The sequence below is a fragment of the Pyrobaculum sp. genome, from assembly GCF_049971835.1.
Classification (GTDB): Archaea; Thermoproteota; Thermoprotei; order Thermoproteales; family Thermoproteaceae; genus Pyrobaculum.
Genome location: NZ_JBMFKV010000029.1, coordinates 1 through 16,772 on the forward strand (window position 1 = coordinate 1; position 16,772 = coordinate 16,772).

General features: G+C 60.1%; 25 protein-coding genes. 8 read left to right on the plus strand and 17 right to left on the minus strand.

Annotation, left to right across the window (positions count from 1 at the left end; genetic code table 11):
* The 12 genes from ACP5J3_RS04125 to ACP5J3_RS04180 all read right to left on the minus strand — a co-directional run.
* A partial coding sequence (locus ACP5J3_RS04125) for a hypothetical protein (protein ID WP_428494500.1) occupies positions 1–1,476 on the minus strand: 1,476 nt, incomplete at its 3' end.
* 7 nt (positions 1,477–1,483) lie between these two features.
* Positions 1,484–1,783, minus strand: a complete 300-nt coding sequence (locus tag ACP5J3_RS04130; RefSeq protein ID WP_428494501.1) for a hypothetical protein — start codon at positions 1,781–1,783, stop codon at positions 1,484–1,486.
* Between the two features lie 32 nt (positions 1,784–1,815).
* On the minus strand, positions 1,816–2,238 hold the full coding sequence (locus ACP5J3_RS04135) for a hypothetical protein (RefSeq protein ID WP_428494502.1): 423 nt from the start codon (positions 2,236–2,238) through the stop codon (positions 1,816–1,818).
* A 32-nt stretch (positions 2,239–2,270) separates the two neighbouring features.
* A complete protein-coding gene (locus tag ACP5J3_RS04140) occupies positions 2,271–4,463 on the minus strand; it encodes a hypothetical protein (RefSeq protein WP_428494503.1) in 2,193 nt (730 codons plus the stop codon).
* A 35-nt stretch (positions 4,464–4,498) separates the two neighbouring features.
* A complete protein-coding gene (locus tag ACP5J3_RS04145; protein WP_428494504.1) occupies positions 4,499–5,317 on the minus strand; it encodes a hypothetical protein in 819 nt (272 codons plus the stop codon).
* A gap of 36 nt (positions 5,318–5,353) precedes the next feature.
* Entirely contained in the window at positions 5,354–5,815 is a 462-nt protein-coding gene (locus ACP5J3_RS04150; RefSeq protein ID WP_428494505.1) for a hypothetical protein, read from the minus strand.
* Between the two features lie 112 nt (positions 5,816–5,927).
* A complete protein-coding gene (locus tag ACP5J3_RS04155; protein ID WP_428494506.1) occupies positions 5,928–6,365 on the minus strand; it encodes a hypothetical protein in 438 nt (145 codons plus the stop codon).
* The gene (locus ACP5J3_RS04160) at positions 6,362–6,700 is read right to left on the minus strand and encodes a hypothetical protein (RefSeq protein WP_428494507.1); all 339 of its coding nucleotides are present in this window, start codon (positions 6,698–6,700) and stop codon (positions 6,362–6,364) included. The genes ACP5J3_RS04155 and ACP5J3_RS04160 overlap by 4 nt, the downstream gene beginning before the upstream one ends.
* A 19-nt stretch (positions 6,701–6,719) precedes the next feature.
* Positions 6,720–6,908 carry a hypothetical protein gene (locus ACP5J3_RS04165; RefSeq protein ID WP_428494508.1) on the minus strand — a complete coding sequence of 63 codons (189 nt, stop codon included), beginning with the start codon at positions 6,906–6,908 and terminating at the stop codon, positions 6,720–6,722.
* Between the two features lie 42 nt (positions 6,909–6,950).
* Positions 6,951–7,115 (minus strand): hypothetical protein, encoded by a 165-nt coding sequence (locus tag ACP5J3_RS04170; RefSeq protein ID WP_428494509.1) that lies wholly within the window; start codon positions 7,113–7,115, stop codon positions 6,951–6,953.
* A 150-nt stretch (positions 7,116–7,265) separates the two neighbouring features.
* Positions 7,266–7,895: a hypothetical protein gene (locus tag ACP5J3_RS04175; protein ID WP_428494510.1), complete on the minus strand. Its 630-nt coding sequence runs from the start codon at positions 7,893–7,895 to the stop codon at positions 7,266–7,268.
* Entirely contained in the window at positions 7,858–8,289 is a 432-nt protein-coding gene (locus ACP5J3_RS04180; RefSeq protein WP_428494511.1) for a helix-turn-helix domain-containing protein, read from the minus strand. The genes ACP5J3_RS04175 and ACP5J3_RS04180 overlap by 38 nt, the downstream gene beginning before the upstream one ends.
* A 32-nt stretch (positions 8,290–8,321) precedes the next feature.
* Between ACP5J3_RS04180 and ACP5J3_RS04185 the strand changes: the two genes are divergently transcribed.
* The 6 genes from ACP5J3_RS04185 (at position 8,322) to ACP5J3_RS04210 (ending at position 11,689) form a co-directional block, all read left to right on the plus strand.
* Positions 8,322–8,936, plus strand: coding sequence for a hypothetical protein (locus ACP5J3_RS04185; protein WP_428494512.1), 615 nt, complete (start codon positions 8,322–8,324; stop codon positions 8,934–8,936).
* Positions 8,937–9,185: 249 nt separating this feature from the next.
* Positions 9,186–10,238: a glycosyltransferase gene (locus tag ACP5J3_RS04190; protein WP_428494513.1), complete on the plus strand. Its 1,053-nt coding sequence runs from the start codon at positions 9,186–9,188 to the stop codon at positions 10,236–10,238.
* 41 nt (positions 10,239–10,279) lie between these two features.
* Positions 10,280–10,561 (plus strand): hypothetical protein, encoded by a 282-nt coding sequence (locus tag ACP5J3_RS04195; RefSeq protein WP_428494514.1) that lies wholly within the window; start codon positions 10,280–10,282, stop codon positions 10,559–10,561.
* Positions 10,558–10,881: a hypothetical protein gene (locus ACP5J3_RS04200; protein WP_428494515.1), complete on the plus strand. Its 324-nt coding sequence runs from the start codon at positions 10,558–10,560 to the stop codon at positions 10,879–10,881. The genes ACP5J3_RS04195 and ACP5J3_RS04200 overlap by 4 nt, the downstream gene beginning before the upstream one ends.
* A complete protein-coding gene (locus tag ACP5J3_RS04205) occupies positions 10,869–11,318 on the plus strand; it encodes a hypothetical protein (protein WP_428494516.1) in 450 nt (149 codons plus the stop codon). The genes ACP5J3_RS04200 and ACP5J3_RS04205 overlap by 13 nt, the downstream gene beginning before the upstream one ends.
* A 23-nt stretch (positions 11,319–11,341) precedes the next feature.
* Positions 11,342–11,689: a hypothetical protein gene (locus ACP5J3_RS04210; protein ID WP_428494517.1), complete on the plus strand. Its 348-nt coding sequence runs from the start codon at positions 11,342–11,344 to the stop codon at positions 11,687–11,689.
* On the opposite strand, the gene ACP5J3_RS04215 is transcribed toward ACP5J3_RS04210, so the two are convergent.
* The 5 genes from ACP5J3_RS04215 to cas4a all read right to left on the minus strand — a co-directional run bounded on the left by ACP5J3_RS04215 (position 11,634) and on the right by cas4a (position 15,272).
* The gene (locus ACP5J3_RS04215; RefSeq protein ID WP_428494518.1) at positions 11,634–12,164 is read right to left on the minus strand and encodes a hypothetical protein; all 531 of its coding nucleotides are present in this window, start codon (positions 12,162–12,164) and stop codon (positions 11,634–11,636) included. The genes ACP5J3_RS04210 and ACP5J3_RS04215 overlap by 56 nt on opposite strands.
* A gap of 217 nt (positions 12,165–12,381) precedes the next feature.
* The gene (locus tag ACP5J3_RS04220; protein ID WP_428494519.1) at positions 12,382–12,690 is read right to left on the minus strand and encodes a hypothetical protein; all 309 of its coding nucleotides are present in this window, start codon (positions 12,688–12,690) and stop codon (positions 12,382–12,384) included.
* Between the two features lie 153 nt (positions 12,691–12,843).
* Entirely contained in the window at positions 12,844–13,170 is a 327-nt protein-coding gene (locus ACP5J3_RS04225; protein WP_428494520.1) for a hypothetical protein, read from the minus strand.
* A 322-nt stretch (positions 13,171–13,492) separates the two neighbouring features.
* Positions 13,493–14,341, minus strand: a complete 849-nt coding sequence (gene cas1 / locus ACP5J3_RS04230) for a CRISPR-associated endonuclease Cas1 (RefSeq protein WP_428494524.1) — start codon at positions 14,339–14,341, stop codon at positions 13,493–13,495.
* Positions 14,235–15,272, minus strand: coding sequence for a type I-A CRISPR-associated protein Cas4/Csa1 (gene cas4a, locus ACP5J3_RS04235; RefSeq protein ID WP_428494521.1), 1,038 nt, complete (start codon positions 15,270–15,272; stop codon positions 14,235–14,237). Before cas4a ends, cas1 begins: the two co-directional genes overlap by 107 nt.
* Positions 15,273–15,306: 34 nt before the next feature.
* Between cas4a and cas4 the strand changes: the two genes are divergently transcribed.
* Positions 15,307–15,825 (plus strand): CRISPR-associated protein Cas4, encoded by a 519-nt coding sequence (gene cas4 / locus ACP5J3_RS04240; protein ID WP_428494522.1) that lies wholly within the window; start codon positions 15,307–15,309, stop codon positions 15,823–15,825.
* A 182-nt stretch (positions 15,826–16,007) separates the two neighbouring features.
* Positions 16,008–16,346 (plus strand): gamma-glutamylcyclotransferase family protein, encoded by a 339-nt coding sequence (locus ACP5J3_RS04245; RefSeq protein ID WP_428494523.1) that lies wholly within the window; start codon positions 16,008–16,010, stop codon positions 16,344–16,346.
* The last annotated feature ends 426 nt before the right edge of the window (positions 16,347–16,772 follow it).

Below are 16,772 nucleotides of genomic sequence, written 5' to 3' on the forward strand. Positions count from 1 at the left end.
CCAGCTCTTGAGCTGGCTGAGGACGGACTGTAGCGTGGAGTCCCTCGCCAGGCCTACGCTGTCGGCAACTATCCCAACTACGCCCGATACCGGGAACGTAGTGGACGGACGTACAGAAATCGGCTGGCCGAGAATCGACACAGAGCCAGTAACGGAGACCCAGCTTCTGAGCTGTGACAGAACACTCTGTAGAGTCGAGTCTCTGGCGAGCCCTACGCTGTCTGCGATAATGCCTACTGTGCCAGATACCGGGAATGTAGCAGATGGCGCTACTGATACTGGCTGGCCCAGTATTGAGACGGAGCCTGTAATGGCAAGCGTTGAGCGGAGCTGGCTAAGGATACTCTGGAGAGTACTGTCGCGGGCTAAGCCGACGTTGTCGGCAATTATTCCTACCGTTCCAGAGACTGGGAAGGTAGACGCAGGCGTTACAGAAATTGGCTGACCCGCTATTTCTACAGCACCGGTGACCGCTAGCACGGAGCGCAACTGCGACAGTATCGACTGTAGAGTCGAGTCTCTGGCTAGCCCGACGCTGTCTGATACGATTCCAACAGTACCGCTTACTGGAAACGTCGTTGCTGGAGACACAGAAATTGGTTGTCCTAGTATCCCCACTGTGCCTGTGACTGCGAGAACCGAACGTAGCTGTGTCAAGATAGATTGGAGAGTGCTATCCCTCGCCAGGCCTACGCTATCCGCGATAATACCTACGATCCCAGAGACTGGGAAGGTAGACGCTGGCAATACGGACACTGGCTGGCCCAGTATCGACACCGAGCCTGTCACGGCCACCCAGGAGCGGAGTTGTGTCAGGATACTCTGTAGCGTGGAGTCCCTCGCCAGCCCTACGCTGTCTGCGATAATGCCCACCGTACCGCTCACCGGGAACGTCGTAGCTGGCGAAACGGATACTGGCTGACCCAAAATGCCAACAGCGCCAGTGACCGCCAAAGTGGAGCGGAGCTGTGTCAGCACAGACTGGAGAGTACTATCGCGAGCCAAGCCAACGCTGTCGGCAACTATCCCAACTACGCCCGATACCGGGAAGACGCCAGATGGCGAAACGGATAGTGGCTGTCCTAATATGCTAACGGAACCGGTAACCGCTAGCGTAGACCGGAGCTGTGTCAGGACGGACTGTAGGGTCGAGTCCCTGGCCAGGCCCACTGCGTCTGAGGCTATGGACACCGCCCCTGTGACCTGCAGCGTGTCTCGGAGCCTCTGCAGAACTGCCTGTAGCGTGCTCTCCTTGGCCAGCCCCGCCCTGTCTGAGAGGATCGCCACCCCGCCAGTTATGGCTATGGGTGGCTTGAGCTGTTGCGAAATTAGCTGGAGCGTCGAGTCTCTCGCAAGCCCGACGTAGTCCGCCCCGATAGCTACCGCACCGCCAGTTAGCAACTGCTGGCTAGGCCTCTTCCTCAGCTCTTCGAGTATCTCCCTCAGCTTGTGGTCGATCGTGTAGAGAGGATGCACGTCTTATCTACCCCCACGCCTTTAAATTTAGTTGCACCTCAAGCTGGCGTGGCGTCAGCCTGACGTGGACTGGCCCGGTTGGCTGTGCAGAAGGGACGTACCCGAACGCCTTGTAGAGGAAGTCCAAGAGGCACACCAAGCTCTCGGCGGAGGCCACGAGCTTGTTGCCCCTCCACTCTGCCCACACTCTGCACTCGGCAGTCATGCGCCCTAGCCAGTAGCCCACGAAGAAGGGGTCCCCCTCGATCTCCACAACGTTGCCAGTCTCCTCCGCCACGTCCTTAATGTTGTCGGTGAGCCAAAACACGTGGTTTTGCAAGGCCTGTCTTAAAAACGTGGCTACCTTCCGAACGCGCCGAATACCTGCGCCACAAGCAGAAGCGGGAGTAGCTGGAGGACAGCGGTGAAGAGGTCAGATATCGACGCAGACACCCCTCCCGCCGTGGTCTGGGTAGGCGCCACAATTCTGCCACCAGTCTGCTGGGGCTGAGGTTGCAGTTGCTGTGCTTGAGGTGGCGGAGGCGGGGGCGCGGTGTCGCAACAGCAACCGAGCGGGCAGTTGGCGCTACACGTCCCTCCCCTGCTCTGGCAGTCTGTTACAGAGACGCACTGGGCGTTGCCAGGGCATATCCCGCAACTGGGGGGCGCGTTCGCCGGTATCTCGCAACAGCAACCAAAGGGGCAGTTGGCGTTGCACGTGCCACACTTGCCAAGACATTCGAAGTAGCCTATACACGTCCCCTTGATACACATCGAAGACATGGGAAAAAGACCCCGCCCAGTTTAAAAAACAGCTAACTGAGAAAGAGCTTTTGGGCCTCAAGCTCCGCAATGGACTCCACAGCGGGGAGGGAGTATATGTACGCCAAGGCGGACTTCCTGGCCTCCACCTCAGTCACTCTGCGCGCCTGGGCCACCACCTCCGCGCGCCCCTGCCCGTACTTGACAGCTACGTGGACCATATACGGGCGGTCTAGCAGAATGATGTACGACTTGGCGCCCCTGGTCTGCACCGGGATGAACAGCGAGTCGAATATAGTAGACGGGTGGACGCCCCTCCCGTTTATGCTCCTCTCTGTCAGAACGGCCCTCCCGCCGTGCTGGAGCGCCACCGACGCCATTATCGGGACGTCTGAGATCTGGTCGGGGCGCGTCTTGAGCTCCCCGTCGCTGTTTCTGAAGAGGTCTCTGAGAGAGGAGCTCTTCTCGACGAAGACCTCGTCTAGGGGGGCGCGCCACACGAACTCCTCAACTAGCTGTCTTATCCCCGCCCCGGCGAGCCACCTCTTCACGATCTGGCGCCAGCCGCCGTACCTCAGCCCCCTTGGCATGTTGTGTGGCCTCATCTTCCCGCCCTTTATGACCACCTCGTCCCCGCTGGCCTTTATGTAGGTCTTCTCGGCCACGCCGCCGCCCTTCTTCTTGAAGAGGACGAACGTCTCCCACACGTTTTCAAGCTTGAGCTCGTACAGCTCGCCGAAGCGCTTCACGAAGCTGTTCACCTCGTCCAGGATCTTCTCCCCTCCCTGGACGTACAGCGAGTCTGTGTCGCCGTAGAGGGGGGCGTACCCCCTGCCCTTGGCCCACTCCCACAGCGACTCGAAGACGTACTCCGTGTACTGGAAGATGAAGGCTGCGACCCACTCGTTGACGATCCCGACGCCCTGCGAGCGGCCGAAGCCGCCGAACGCGCTGTTGGCGAGTATCTTCACCGCTTGATCTGCCTCGGGGTACCTCTCCTTCATCTTCTTCGTGGCCCTCCTCGCCTCGTAGAAGAACTTCAGGAGCTCCCACACGGGCCCCCCGCCGAAGCACAGCCTCTTGACCTCTCCCCCGGCCCTCACGGGGTACCCCCCGCTACACTCCCTAACCGAGTCGGGCCCCACGCCGAAGGAGACGTAGGTGGAGGGGTACATCGCAGAGAAGTCCATCTCGGCCACGTTGCGGTACACCCCCGGGGCGCTCGCCTTGGTCTTGTCCCCGCCTTCGAAGTCCCTCTCCCTCCTCCGCTCCTGGTAGAGCCTGCCCAGATCCATCAGCCTTACGTGGTAGGCCACCTCGGCCATCAGCGCCGTCGTGCCTTTTGCGAGCAACTGGACGATAGACGGTACGGAGACCCCCAGGAGGGCGCCGAGGGCGGCTAGCAACCTCACCCACTTCTGCCCTATGAGGTACGTGGTCTCTACGTCCAGCCTCAGGTACTGCTTTACCTCCGCCTCGGTCAGCGACGCGAGCCTCGACCTGAGCAACTTCGCCCTCATGAACTCTTGCTCGCCCAGCCCGCGTGGCACGGCCCCTATCTGAAGGGCCACCTCGTAGAGGGACGACCCGGCCTCGGTCTTGCCAAAGGCAGTCGCCGCCCTGCTGTCCGCAACGACGAAGAGGTCTACGTGCGGCCTCAGCCCCCACGGCGTGTCGAAGACGTAGCGGGTGGGGGCGGCCTTCTTCAAGTAGCGGAAGTCGAACGAGTAGGAGTTGTACCCCACGTAGTAGTCCGCCTCCATCGAGACTAAGTCCAGCGGATCGTCTGTGAACACGAAGTCGGCCCCGTCCGTGGCGCCGATGTACACCCTGTCCCCGACGACCTCTATGTCGAAAGCCACTATCCTAACGCCAGCGCTCAGCGCACTAGAGACCGCCTCCTCTATGTTAGGCGCCACCCTCCCCCCGTCGAGATCTACAGACGCCCTGTAGCCGTATGGCACGTTGCTCTGGCTAGTGTAGAAGCCTTGGCGCCAGTACTCCTCTCTCAGCCGCGGGACCTGGTCGGGGGAGCTCGCCACGACCCTAAAAGCCCGCAGGCCGCTCGACTCCCTGTACGTAAGCCCGTCGAATGTGTACGGGACGAGATCCACGCGCTCGACGTCCCTAACCCCAGCTAGCTTGGGAGGCTCGGAGCTCCCTATAACGTAGAAGTAGGGGTAGAAGTCGGCGACGAGCTCGCCGTTGCGGACGACGAGGTTTGCGACCCCGTAGTAGAACGACACTAGGAGAGAAAACTAGACCTTTATAAAATTTTTATCTACACGAACCCGCCGCCTCCCGTGCTACAGCAACACTTAGCCTCGTTAGGCAAACCGCACACCCTCACGCACGAGCCAGCCAGCACGTTGAGGCAGTAGTCCGCGTCTACGCACTCGCTCCCAGCGGGACACCTCTCTACGCGTATAGGAGTCGGGCTCACAGTCGGCGTCGGCGATGGTGTTGGGGTCTGAGTTGCCGTTGGGCTCGGCGTCGGGGTCGGCTGTGTACATTTGCAACATATCACGCCTCCCAGGTCCAGGCGGGAGCAGTATATCCCTATGCAGTCCCATATGCTCCCAACTCTCGTATACCCGCTCGGGCACGTAGGCGTTGGGCTAGGCGTCGGAGTGGGAGTCTGCGTCGGAGTTGGCCGCACAGTCGGTGTTGGCGATGGTGTTGGAGCTGGCCAAGTCGGCGTGGGGGTAGGAGTCGGGGCCCTCTTGCAACACACCCTGTCTGCTCCCAGTCCGCACCCGTAGGCTACGATAGTCCCGCTACATGCGTATATCGGCACGCACTCCGCGTCGCCGCACGACTTCGTGGGGTGGACGGTGCACCTCGCTACTACGTTGCCATTGACAACCGCCTGTATTTCAAAGTCTCCCTTCACCTCCCACGACACGGAGAACTGGAAGCTCCTCGTCTCCCCCCTCTTGATAGAGGTTGTGAGCCCTCCCTTCACTGCGGAGTCGGTGGACCTAAGAGTAACTGTCGTATCCGCAGTTGCTTGCAACTCTACTGTAAACGTCGCGGGAGACGACGGAGTCACGTTGACACTCTGAGGACACCTCATAGACACCGGGGAGACACAGCTCATACTAGCTTGTTAGCCACCCGTTTTAAAAAGAGAAGTCTAACAGAACCTGACAGGCGGGGTGGCGACTCTGCTGTTCTGTAGTACCCTCAGGGCGACTGATACCACCCTCTCGTCGTACCCCTCGGCTCTCGGGTCAAGAGAGCCGCTCGCAAGCCTGAAGGCGCGGTCTAGGGCGAACCTCGCGTAGTCGCGGCTGTAGTTAACCAGCTTCATGGCCATCTGCATCGAAACCATCGCCCACGTCCTCCTGTGGAGCTTAGGAAAGACACTGTCTACGTCGTACTCGCCAACCGTGTTCAACACCACGAAGTAGTACGGCACTGGGAAGTAGAAGCACGGAGTCCAGCACTCCAGCGCCCTGGGGCTGACCACGTAGCTGAAATCTGGCACGGCCCCCCTGTACCTGGCCACACACTCGTTAAAAGGCCCGAGCGCGACGGGAAACCTCCCAAACATCAGGCCTATCTGCCTGGGCGCCTCCTTCTCGGAGCCGCTCATACCCTACGCACTAGCCAGGCTTGCACTCCTTCAACAGCCTCCGTATCAGCCGCCTCAGCTCCATTTCCAGCTCCCTCACCTCGCTCATCCACCCACTCCATTGGCTAGCTATTTAAATCTCTTCGCTAACCTCAGCTTCTTTACTTTCTTTACTCTCTCCGCCCGCTTGCTTGCGGAGAACAGGTTGCCTCTCCCACGCCCTCTTCACGTCGACCGGTATTACGCAGTCCGTATCAGCTCTCCACACCTCGTCTGATGGCAACGCGACGCACACCTCGCCTAGCTCTCTGTACCTCTCCAGTTGCTCGCGGAACTTGCTACTCCAGTACATCTTCACCTCGACCACCGCCCTCCACACGCCACCGTCCACAACGAAGTCTGGCCTGAGGCCGCCTATAGATATGTTGTGCAACACCCTGCCCCTCCCGCTGAGCAACATCGCGTACACATAGGGGTACATCTCCTCCTCGCTTCTAACCAGACGCGACTCCCCACCCCTCCTCCTCTTGATCTTAGCCCCGTACAGATAGAGTACGCCAAAGCGCTTCATATCTCTACAACTACGTACGACAGCCCCTCCTTCTTCTTCAATTCGACCCTCTTAGCGGAGGCAGGAACCGGGATGGAGAACTTGCCACAAGGAGAGTCTACCTCAACTCCGAGGGGGCCGAACCTGGCCTCGCCCTCCACAACTATCACTATCCTGTTGCCATCTGTAACGGTATCTACAGAGCAGTGGCGGGGCGGGGCTGAGTACGTCCCTATCTGCACGGCGCCAATACTTGAAGAGACGAGCTTGTCGAAGATCCTCCTCTCCTCCGGTGGCAACCTCTCTCTCAGAGCCCTCAAGATGGCGTATAGCACATCTCTCACTGCAGACTCCACGACCCAACACCTGTCGTGGTTAAAAACGTTTATTTCTGCGCCTCACTGTAAAAGAGCCCAGGTACTCAACTCCCTTTGGCGTAATCTTGTAGACGTAGGCTCTGCCACTGGACGAGTTGATCTCATACACAATATCTCCTATCCTAATCCTCACAAACCTGTACCTCTTCCCGCGCTCGACAATGCTAATCACCGACTGCCACTTCAAATACGGTTTTAAACTTTTCCTTAAAAACTAAAAGTTTTCTGGCTACCGCGTTATTAGAGAAACCGCCTTGGTAAACATCTTCACTATGAACAGAAATATTGCGAAGTTTATCAAAGCCCCTACCAGGCTCTCCACCAGCCCCGACGGGATTGCGAAGTAGATCTGTTGCGTTGTTGTTGGAGTTGGGGTTGGGGTTGTTTCTGCCATAGTGGTGGCTCTCTACCAATTTATAAAACAGTCCAGGTGGCCTCCACCCCGCTATATAAGGCTAGTGGCCTCCTCGCCACCCCAGAGCGCATATGTGTAGCCCTCTGACCTCCTCTCCGCCCTGAAGGGCGGGGTTTGCCAACGCCTCTGTCACAGAAATCTGCTAGACGAGAGGAAGCGACGCCACTCAAGAGGCCCCTTTTCGTAGAAGACCGCCATTTCGTTAGCTACGGCCTCAACGACCTCTCTGTGTAGCTCCGGGATGATAGACGCCTTGCTCCACCTGCCAGAAGAGGTGACGAAGGTGTATCTGACACTGCTCTCCCCGGGGATGTAGAACACCGCGTAGCCACGCCCGAACAGAGCCGAGGAGAAGAACGCCGGGTTCAGAACTGTGGAGTACCTGATATAGTTCGGGCTGGAAGCTTCGAGAGACAGCTCGAATATATATTTGTGGTTTAGGAGCACGACTTCGCCACTCCGCACAGTATAGAGCAAGTGCCCGTCGTAGAACAGCCCGTCTCTCTCCAAGCACGTGGCGCGGTAGGACATGTACGAGTGGCACCTATCCACCCTCCTAACCCTGGCCCTCTTGGCGTACCTCATAACCGTGGCGTAGCCAGACCCGATACACCGCGGGACGTCCGTCGGGTCGCAGAAGTTCCGGACCACCCCAAGGCGGTAGAGCACGGGGTCCTCGTAGAGCATGTACATCAGCTCCACAGGCCCGGCGTTGCCCAGGTCAGCGAGCCTTATCCCCAGGAGCGCCTCTGTATACATCGTCGTCTACGAACACTACGTGTTTTAACACTTCGCCCGAGGGCTGGAAGAGGAGGAGCGCGCTCTTTGGCATAATGTAGATACCCCGCCACCTCTTCACAAGCCCCGCCCGCAACAGACACTCGCCCAGGGGGAACTCCCCCGCGTCTAGAGGAGCCGGGATTAGGTCGGCGCGCTCCAAGAACTTCACCAGCGCCTTCACGTCGACGAGAACCCTCCTCCCGACCTCCATGGCTGGCACCTTCCTAGTCTTGACCAACGCGTAGAGGAAAGACTTTTTTATCCCAAGTACCGTTGACAACAATGGCACAGAGGCGAGCGGCCCCAACCGCTGGAGAACTTCCCTCTTCCGCAACACGTACTCTTCGTAAAGACGGTCAAGATCCGCGGACATCGAGAGAGAAGGTTACCCAATTTATTACACTTTTGTCGAAGATAAAGCGGGGGGAGGTAGGAGGAGGGGAGTGGGAGAGAGAAAAGAGTGGTGGAAGAAAGACGTGGGACTGTTTCATGCCAACGCGCTTTGGCGACTTAGTTTTTGACTTGTTTAGACTCCAGCCGCCGTACAACTGCACTGCGAACCTCATCTTGGGAGACAGCGGGGTAGACGCGTATCTCTACTGCGATGGCGAGCCGTGCCTCGGCGCGGTGGCCAAGGCAGTTGAGGCGATGAGGGTTTCGAAGAACGAGGTTAGGATAAACGTCCCGTCTTACCCCGAGGAGTACGAAGTCTGTGCGTGGTTGCGCGGGGAGAGGAGGTGCGTAAAACTTAGGCCAAAGTACTACACGTACGCCTTCCGCCGGCTAGTCAACTACGCCTCGGCAGTCGTGCTGTACAGACTGGGGTACGTAAAGCCCCTCGCCCCGATAGCTGCGTTCCACGGGCTGTTGCTGAACACGACGAGCTTCGACTCTAGGACCATTGGCGAGAAGTTCCCAAGAGACGGAGTCACGTACCTAGACCTCTTCGCAAGGAAGTACAGACACCTCATCTACGGGCCCCACCTCCTCCTCTGGTCCGTAGCCGAGAAGACGCTATAAACCACACTCCTAGGGAGGACGTACCAAGGCCTCCAAGCCAGGGAAGTAGAGCTTGAGTGCAGGGTATACGAGAGCTACAAAGAGATACCTACGCTAAACGTCTACTTGCAATGGCGCGGAGAGCTTCTAGACCTCAGACTAGTACGGATCTACGTGCTTTAGAAGACTGTTGTTGGGCGACAGACCTAGCTGGAGAGGAGTACATAGGTGTGGGGGAACAGTTTATAGGCAAGCAAATCTCTGGCTTTTGTGGAGGTCGCCTACCTCATCCCGAGGAGTGAGACTAGCTCGTTCAGACTGGCTGGAGAGGAGTACGTGGCTCTTATGAGGAGGAGCGTCCGCGTGGAGGTCCTCGAAATAGAGTCGGTTGCCGAGGGTGGCGCCCAGGTACCTCCCAGCGCCTCGCTTGTCTTTATCCACCCGTTTTTCTACCCCTTCTTCACCGGGAGGGTGGCCACGGCCCTCAGATCCGTGGCTGAGGGCTACCCAGTGGTGGCTGTGGACGTCGCTGACTCGGACAGGATCTCCCCGCAAGCCGTGTCCACTCTCAACAGGTTTGCGAAGGCGTCTGTCGTGCCCTCTTTCTACTCGCGGATGTCGTACTTGAGGTCTGGCGTGTCTGTGCCTGTGTACGTGTGGCCACACCCAGTCAGCTCAAGACTGGTAGAGGCCAGGAAGTGCGACAGGGAGTTCAGGGGGCCTGGAGTGAACATGCTCTTCTTCGTGCTCCACAGCGGGTGGCGCAGGGGGGTGGACATAGTGGCTAGGGCGCTGGGGCTGATCGAGCGGAGGGGCGTGGAGTACACCCTCTTGCTCAGGGCCCCGGAGGTGCCGCGGGAGCTCTCGAAGTACAGAGTCAGGCTCATATCGGAGTGGCTCAGCGTGGAGTGCCTGAAGGCGCTGTACCTCTCCTCAGACGTGGTCCTGGTGCCGAGCAGAGGTGGCGGGTTTGAGAGAAACGCCCTTGAGGCGCTGGCCCTGGGCGTGCCAGCGCTGGTGCCAGCGGTGGGGCCCTGGGTCGAGTACATACCCCCCAAGCTCTTTCCCTATCTGGCGGTGGCGGTTGAGGGGTTCGACACAGTACTCCCCAACAACCCCATACACACTGGCAGGGGGCCTAGGGCGGACGCGAGAGACCTCGCCGAGAAGGCGCTGAACGCCCCGTCGATTAGGAGAGAGGTGGAGAGGGAGAGGCAGTGGGTGCTCTCTAGGTTTGGAGAAGACGCAGTGGCGCAGGTCATAGAGAGTAGCTTGATACACATGGCTAGCACGGTGCTGGACACGTGGGGCTGGCGCAGGTGACGTCTTGTGGCTAATTTTTAAAGCAGAGACAACTACATGGCATGATGGCCATCCCCATAACCTGGGAGGAGCTGGAAAGCTACATAATGCACAACCTGCTTGAGCAGTTTCCAGACTTGGAGAGGGCCCCCAAGGAGGTGAAGGAGAAAATAGCTGAGGCGATTAGGGTGCTTATCGAGAGCGGGAGGCCGCTTGCCTACGCCTGGGGGATATGCGGGAGGCTTGGCTCGTATACGAAGCAGTGTATCATCAACGCCACGTCTATGTACACAATAGGGTACCTCAAGCCCTACATAGTGAGGCTCCTGGTGGGCGCGTCATGAGCGCCCTCCTTCTAGTAGCGGCGGCGCTTGCGGTGGCTGGAGTCGTGGTGAGGAAGTTGGCTAGGGCAACATCTCTCTACGACGTGGCGAGGAAGTACGGCGACCCGATCCACATGGCGCTGGGCGCCCTCTCGGCGGAGCTGTTCTACAAAGGCGCGTCGGGCGTGGGGCCAGCCCTCGCAGCCTTCACCCTCTCCCTGCTCTACATGGCGTACCAGCTGTCGCAGAGAGACGAAAGCGTCCCTAAGGACATAGCCGTATACACGGCGGCTCTCGCAACAAGTCTGGCGGTTAGGTTCGGGATACCGTGGCTCCCCTAAAGCTCTCGATAACCAGGCCAAGGGCGGTGGGGTGGTGCCAGAAGTACGAAGTCGAGGTCGTGGCAGAGAGCGACTACGAAGTTAGAGACACGCTAGTGGTGAGGCGCGGGGCCAAGGTCTTAATGGCCAAAGAGGTGGAGGTCAGGCCAGGGCGGAACGCCTTCAGAGTGCGGGACGTGGCGCCGTTCGGCGCCAACCTGCTGACGCTGAGGGCCCAGCTGGGCAACGCCACGGCTGAGAGGCACGTGCCCGTGCTCCCGCTGAGGCCAAGCCTCGGGGCCGAGATCATGGCTTACTTCCTGGTAGCTAGCTTGGTCGACTCCTTCAGGCCACAGCTCGGTAGCTACGCAGACCAGATAAAAAACTTCGCGGATTTTTCGAAAAACGCGCTTATGATGGTGGCGATGTTCGAGCTGTCTTCCTGCACGCCACTTTAATTTTTTAACCAGTCGTTTTTTCTGTGGTGGTCTCCATCCCGCAGGGGCTCCACTTGGTGCACCGCGTCGCCCTCTTGGAGGAGCTTGTTAGAGAGGTTGTAGTCGGCCTAATCGAGATCCTCAGGAAGAACGACAAGGCGTGTGTCGGCGGGGAGGTGGTGGCTGGGAGCAACATCGCGGTGGTGAAGGACGTCGAGTGGGGAGTTGTGGTTAAAGTCAGGATGAGCGGGGGGTCTACCTATCTAGAGGTGTACGTAGACCCGGAGGGCGTCGTGCTCAAGACTCGGAGTGGCTTCTTCCTCTCCGTCCCAGAAGTTATGGCAGACGAGCTGAGGAAGGTCGCCCTCGACGCTCTTGAGGCTTGTCCCTAGCGCTCCTCTTCCCCCCGCTCTTAAAAGCCCCGACTGTGAAGACTGGCAGGGAGATGCCTAGCTCAAGCACCTTCTCCACCGCCTCGGCCAGCTCCTCGGCTCCGTAGTAGTACTCGTCTAGATCGAGGGCTAGCAGGAGCTCGGGGCTGTACTTCTTGATCTGCTCCAGCACAGCCCTCCCCTCTTCTGTTTTAAACGCGATACGCGCCAGGCGGGCCAGGAACTCGCGCCACGTGGGCGGGAGCCACGCCTTCTTGTAGTCGCCAGTGGTGGCTTCGAACAGGCGGCGCCAGCCGAACATGGCCCCCACCTCTTCGTAGGTCCTCGCCCCCAGGTACCTGGTCTTCCCCCTGCTGTTCCTGAAGTACACGTAGAACCTCGCGAGCCTCCCCGCCCCGCCACCGCCCGAAGCTATGAGCCACGCGTAGCCGCTCTCGCCGTTGAGCACAACCCGCCCCAGGTATATGTAGACCACAGAGGAGGCAAACCGCTGTCTATAAATATGTTATCACTACCAGACCCCCGCCCGCTGGAACCCCCGCCAGCCGCCACCCGGTACCGCACAGCCCGCCCTCCCAAGCCTCGAAACGCGCCGTAGCGCGCTGTTTTAAAACAACATAGAGAATAGAAAGAACCTCGCCCGCTGTTTTAAAACAGCGCGGGTGGCAGAGACGGTAGCGCAGTGGAGGCGCCTATACCAGAGCTACAGCGACTCCTAAAGCTGAGGAAAACACCTCCCCTGCCTTCTTTCCGTACTCGGCGAGGGAGAGCCCGGTGTCATCGTCGTATACGCGGTGGAAGTACACGTAGGCCTGGCCAGAGGCCCCGTCCCTGGCGTCTGCGACGATAGCAGACCCGTAGCCGACAGAAACAAACCTGGCGACGTCTGTGGACCACCACAGCGGGAAGTCGAAAGGGTATACGGCACCTCCGGGTGTATCGAAATGGACAGAGACCCTGTTCTGTAAGCTGTGCACGCCTACGGGCCTGCTACGTCTCATATAAACAAGGCTCTGTCTGGCAGTTAAAAACTGTGCGCTACCCCGGGCACACGCTGTTTTAAAATGGCATATATTCTGCACGCTGGCGTTGCCAGACCTCCAACTGTTTTAAAACAACGTACTACGTCAGAGACAGTACTGCGGCGAGGGCGGCTATACAACAACTACGTCGGCTGGCCTGAGGATAAAAGAGCGTGTCCCCTCTGCCTTCTTTGTGGACTTCAGGGAAGGTTCGGCGTTTCTGTCATATACGCGGGGGAAGTGTATCTCGGAGGCCAGGCTAGAAGCCCCGCCCCTGACTTCTATAACGCTGGCAAAGTAGCTAACATAGACGAAACTCGTGACGTTCCCCTCTCTCGAAGGCGCGAGCCACCACGCAGAGAAGCTTAAGATATGCCCGTCACGTTCGTAGAGCGTATCGATGAGCGCAGAAACTCTACTACGCAGATCGTTCACTTCTACTGGCCTGACCTGCCTCACAGACAGGACTCTGTCCGACGTTTAAAACCTACCCGTTGCCATAGACACGCGCTATTTTAAAACAACGCGCCGCTACACATACCGCTTGGCGCAACCCCGCCCCTCGCTGTTTTAAAACAACGAGAGAAGTCTCTTAGTTACGCAGAGAGGAGAGGAGGCTGGCTAGTAGCGGGGAGGTGGAGGCGGGGCTGGCGGAGCTGGTGAGGGGGCGGCGTGGGTGAACGTGCAGGTGTTCCTCTTGACGGGGGCGTGCTACAAGACGCGATCTGTTATCGGCGACGTGAGGTACAAGTGGGACGGGGGGCTCGTGGTGACGTAGCGCCTACTTCAAGCTCCACGGCACGTAGCCGAGGCCGTCTCTTATGGCGGCGGCTAGGGACCGGGCCTGGCGCTGGATGTCCTCCCTCAGCGCGGCGGCGGTTTTAACCATCTCCTCAAGCCTCTTGGCGGGGTCGAGGAGGGCGCTGGGGGCCCTCCTGGCGAGGGCGAGGACGGCCTTGTCCACGGCGGGGCGGAACTCCTCCACCAGGTCGTACACGAGGGCGGGCTGGGCCCTCCGGGGCTTGTGGAGGTAGCCGATGTGGGGGTTGAGGCCGGCGAGGTGGAGGGCCCTCCAGCACTCCTTCTTGAGGAGGCCGTAGCCGAGGTTCAGCGCGGCGTTGACCGGGTCCACTGGCCCGGGGTCGTAGCGCTTGAGCCTCTTCTTGAAGCCGAGGTGGGGCGGGACGAGGGTTTTGTAGGCCCTCCAGTATATCCTCGCCCCGGCGGCCTCCATCTGCCTAACCTCCGCCACGGAGCTGGCGGCGTTGAGGGCCCTGGCGTAGCCCAGAACCTCCTCCGCGGCTTTGGCCAGCTTGGCGTCTCTGTGCATCTTGGCGTAGTGTCTGAGGAGGGCTGACTGGTTCTCCAGCTTCCCCTGGGCGAACCTCCTCGCCAGCTCCACCCGGCGCTTGACGTAAGCCGCGGCCTGCCTCACCCAGAGCTCCACCGGAGGGGCGTAGCGGGCGGGGACCAGCCTCGCCACCGGCCTCCACCCCGGCATCAGCACCACGTCGATGCCGAACTCAGCCGCCTTGGCCAGGGCCTTGGCGCTCAGAGCCGCCCCCGGCACCGCCACCACTATGGAGTCCACCTGAGGCGGCGCCACCTCCACCTTCCCGTCCTTTTTCACCAAGACGAAGACGCCTCTGCGGAAGTACAGCCGCTCCCCCCAGCCGTCCAGCACCAGCCACCTCACAGTAGTGGTAGTACGGGCACTGTTTTGAACATTTCTCCGGAGCCCCCGGGTCCGCGCCGGACTCCACCAGCCTCGCCTTGCGGTCCCGGGCCTCGGCGAACTCCAGCCTCAGGGAGTCGCCTATGGGCACCACGGCGTAGTAGTAGTGGAAGGGCTCCGGCTGGACGTAGACCAACACGCCGAAGTCAACGGGGGTGTGGAGCGTGGCCTCGAGAGCCAGGGCGTAGGCCGCCAGCTCCACCCGGTGCCAGTGGGCGGCGGCCCCCACCTTGATCTCGACGGGCACCGCCGGGGGTAGCAAGGCGTCTACGTAGCCCTGTGTGAGTCCTAGGCGGTAGCCCTCGACGGGGTACTCCACGTGGAATGGCGCGACGTAGGCGGCGAGGGAGTCGCCGGACAGCCTCTTGGCCCTCCCCCTCTCCAGCGCGCCTCCGAAAATAACCGAGGCGTGGTCCCAAACCGGCCACGCCGTCTTGAACACCTCCTCCCTGGTGAGGCCCCACCGCCGGCTGGCGTAGAGGCCGTGGATAAACTCCTCAAACCTCGCCCTCATGGAGTCTATAAAGTCCTGCCCCGTGGCGACGCCGGCGAGGGCCAGCATCTTCGCCGACGCCACCGCGGCGGAGTAGGCCGCGTGGACCACGTACCCCACCTCCACCTCCGGCGGGAGGACCTGCGGCTTCACCCTAGCCACCCGCCTGAGGTAGACGTCCCTCCCCGTGGGGCACACGCCGTAGGACACGTCGCTGAAGGAGAGGTAGACCGCCGAGGTGTGGAGAAGGGGAGGCTCGCTCCACCGCCACCCCCTAAGCTCCTCGGAGACGTGCCGCGGCATCCTCGACACGTACTCAGCCAGCCGGGCCACCTCCTCAAAAGTAAAAAAGTAGAGAGTAGGGCAGGTGTGTATAACACCCACCGACGTGAAGCACTACCTCTACTGCCCGGGGATAATCGCGGCGAAGAGGATAGGCGCCGAGGAGCCCCCAGCCGAGTACCTCTCCGAGAGGCGGCCCCTCCCCCCGGAGCTCGCCGCAGGCTACAGGCGGGTAGAGGCGGAGGTCCCCCTGAGGAGGCCCCCTCTCCGCGGCGTCGCGGACTACATCGCCGTGGATAAGTGGGGAGGCGTGGTGCCCATAGAGACCAAGGCAGGGCCTGGGCCCCCCACGACCCCCGAGATCTACCAGCTAGCCGCCTACATGTGGATGGCCGAGACCCGCGGCCCCGTGAGATACGGCATATTGATAAAAGACAAGCCCCACACCATCCCCTACACCCCGGACCTCGCAGAGGCCCTCATGACCATCATAAAAAACATAGCCCAGATATACGCCGGCCGCGACCCCCCGTACGTCACGAGGCGATGCGCCGCCTGCGGCTACGCCAGACACTGCATATACAAAAACACAAGCCGCGCCTAGCCGCCGAGATCCACGGCCCGGAACCCCACCCACAGGAGCCCCGCGCGCCGGCACGACGCCCGGCACCCAGCGGCTGTGCGGGAGAGGCCGCGGCCACCAGGGGCCGAGATTCGGCGGAGGGCGGGGGCCGCCGCCCGGGGGAGCCGCCGGAAGTCTTTTTAAAGGGGGCCGGTCTCCGTGCCGTGTATCTCTTTGTCTACGGCACCTTGAAGAGGGGTTGCGTCAACCACTGGCTTCTCCAGGGGGCTGAGTACGTGGGCGAGGCCTACGCCCCCCGCTTCACTCTCTACGTCGACTTAATCCCCTACGCCGTCCGCGCGCCTGGCTGTATGGTTGAGGGAGAGGTCTACGAGGTGGGCGAGGAGGTGGTCGAGAGGGTGGACCAGCTGGAGTTCCCGGCGGGCTACGCCAGGGCCCGCACCCGCGTCGTGTTGAAAGACGGCCGGCGGCTGGCCGCGTGGATCTACATCCACCCAGAGGCGCGGAGCCGCATTTGCCTCGCCGAGCGCTACCAGTGCTAGCGGCGCCGCGGCCCAGCAACCAAGAACCAACCCCAGTCAGAAACCCGCCAAGCGCGGCGCCACGCGACGCTACCCCCTCCTGAGGACTGCCTAATACATTCTAGAGACCAGCTACCGCAACCTCTCTAGACATTAATAAAACGGATAGAAATGCAATGTCTCACTTGACTTAACTTAATCATTAAATTTCAAACCTCTGGATAAATTTACCAACTCAAAAAATAATTTTACATATTATTCATAGTATTCTCTTTACTCATATAAAACAAATTTGTGAAGCCTCTCCCCAGCGCGCGGTCAGTAGTTATTAAACTAGTATAATTTAGGCAATGTTTATCTCTCTACCCAGTGTTTTGGATGGCGCGCCGTGGCGCCCGCCTTGGCCTAAACCGCGCCGTGTAAAAGTCTCGACGGCAGACGAAACAT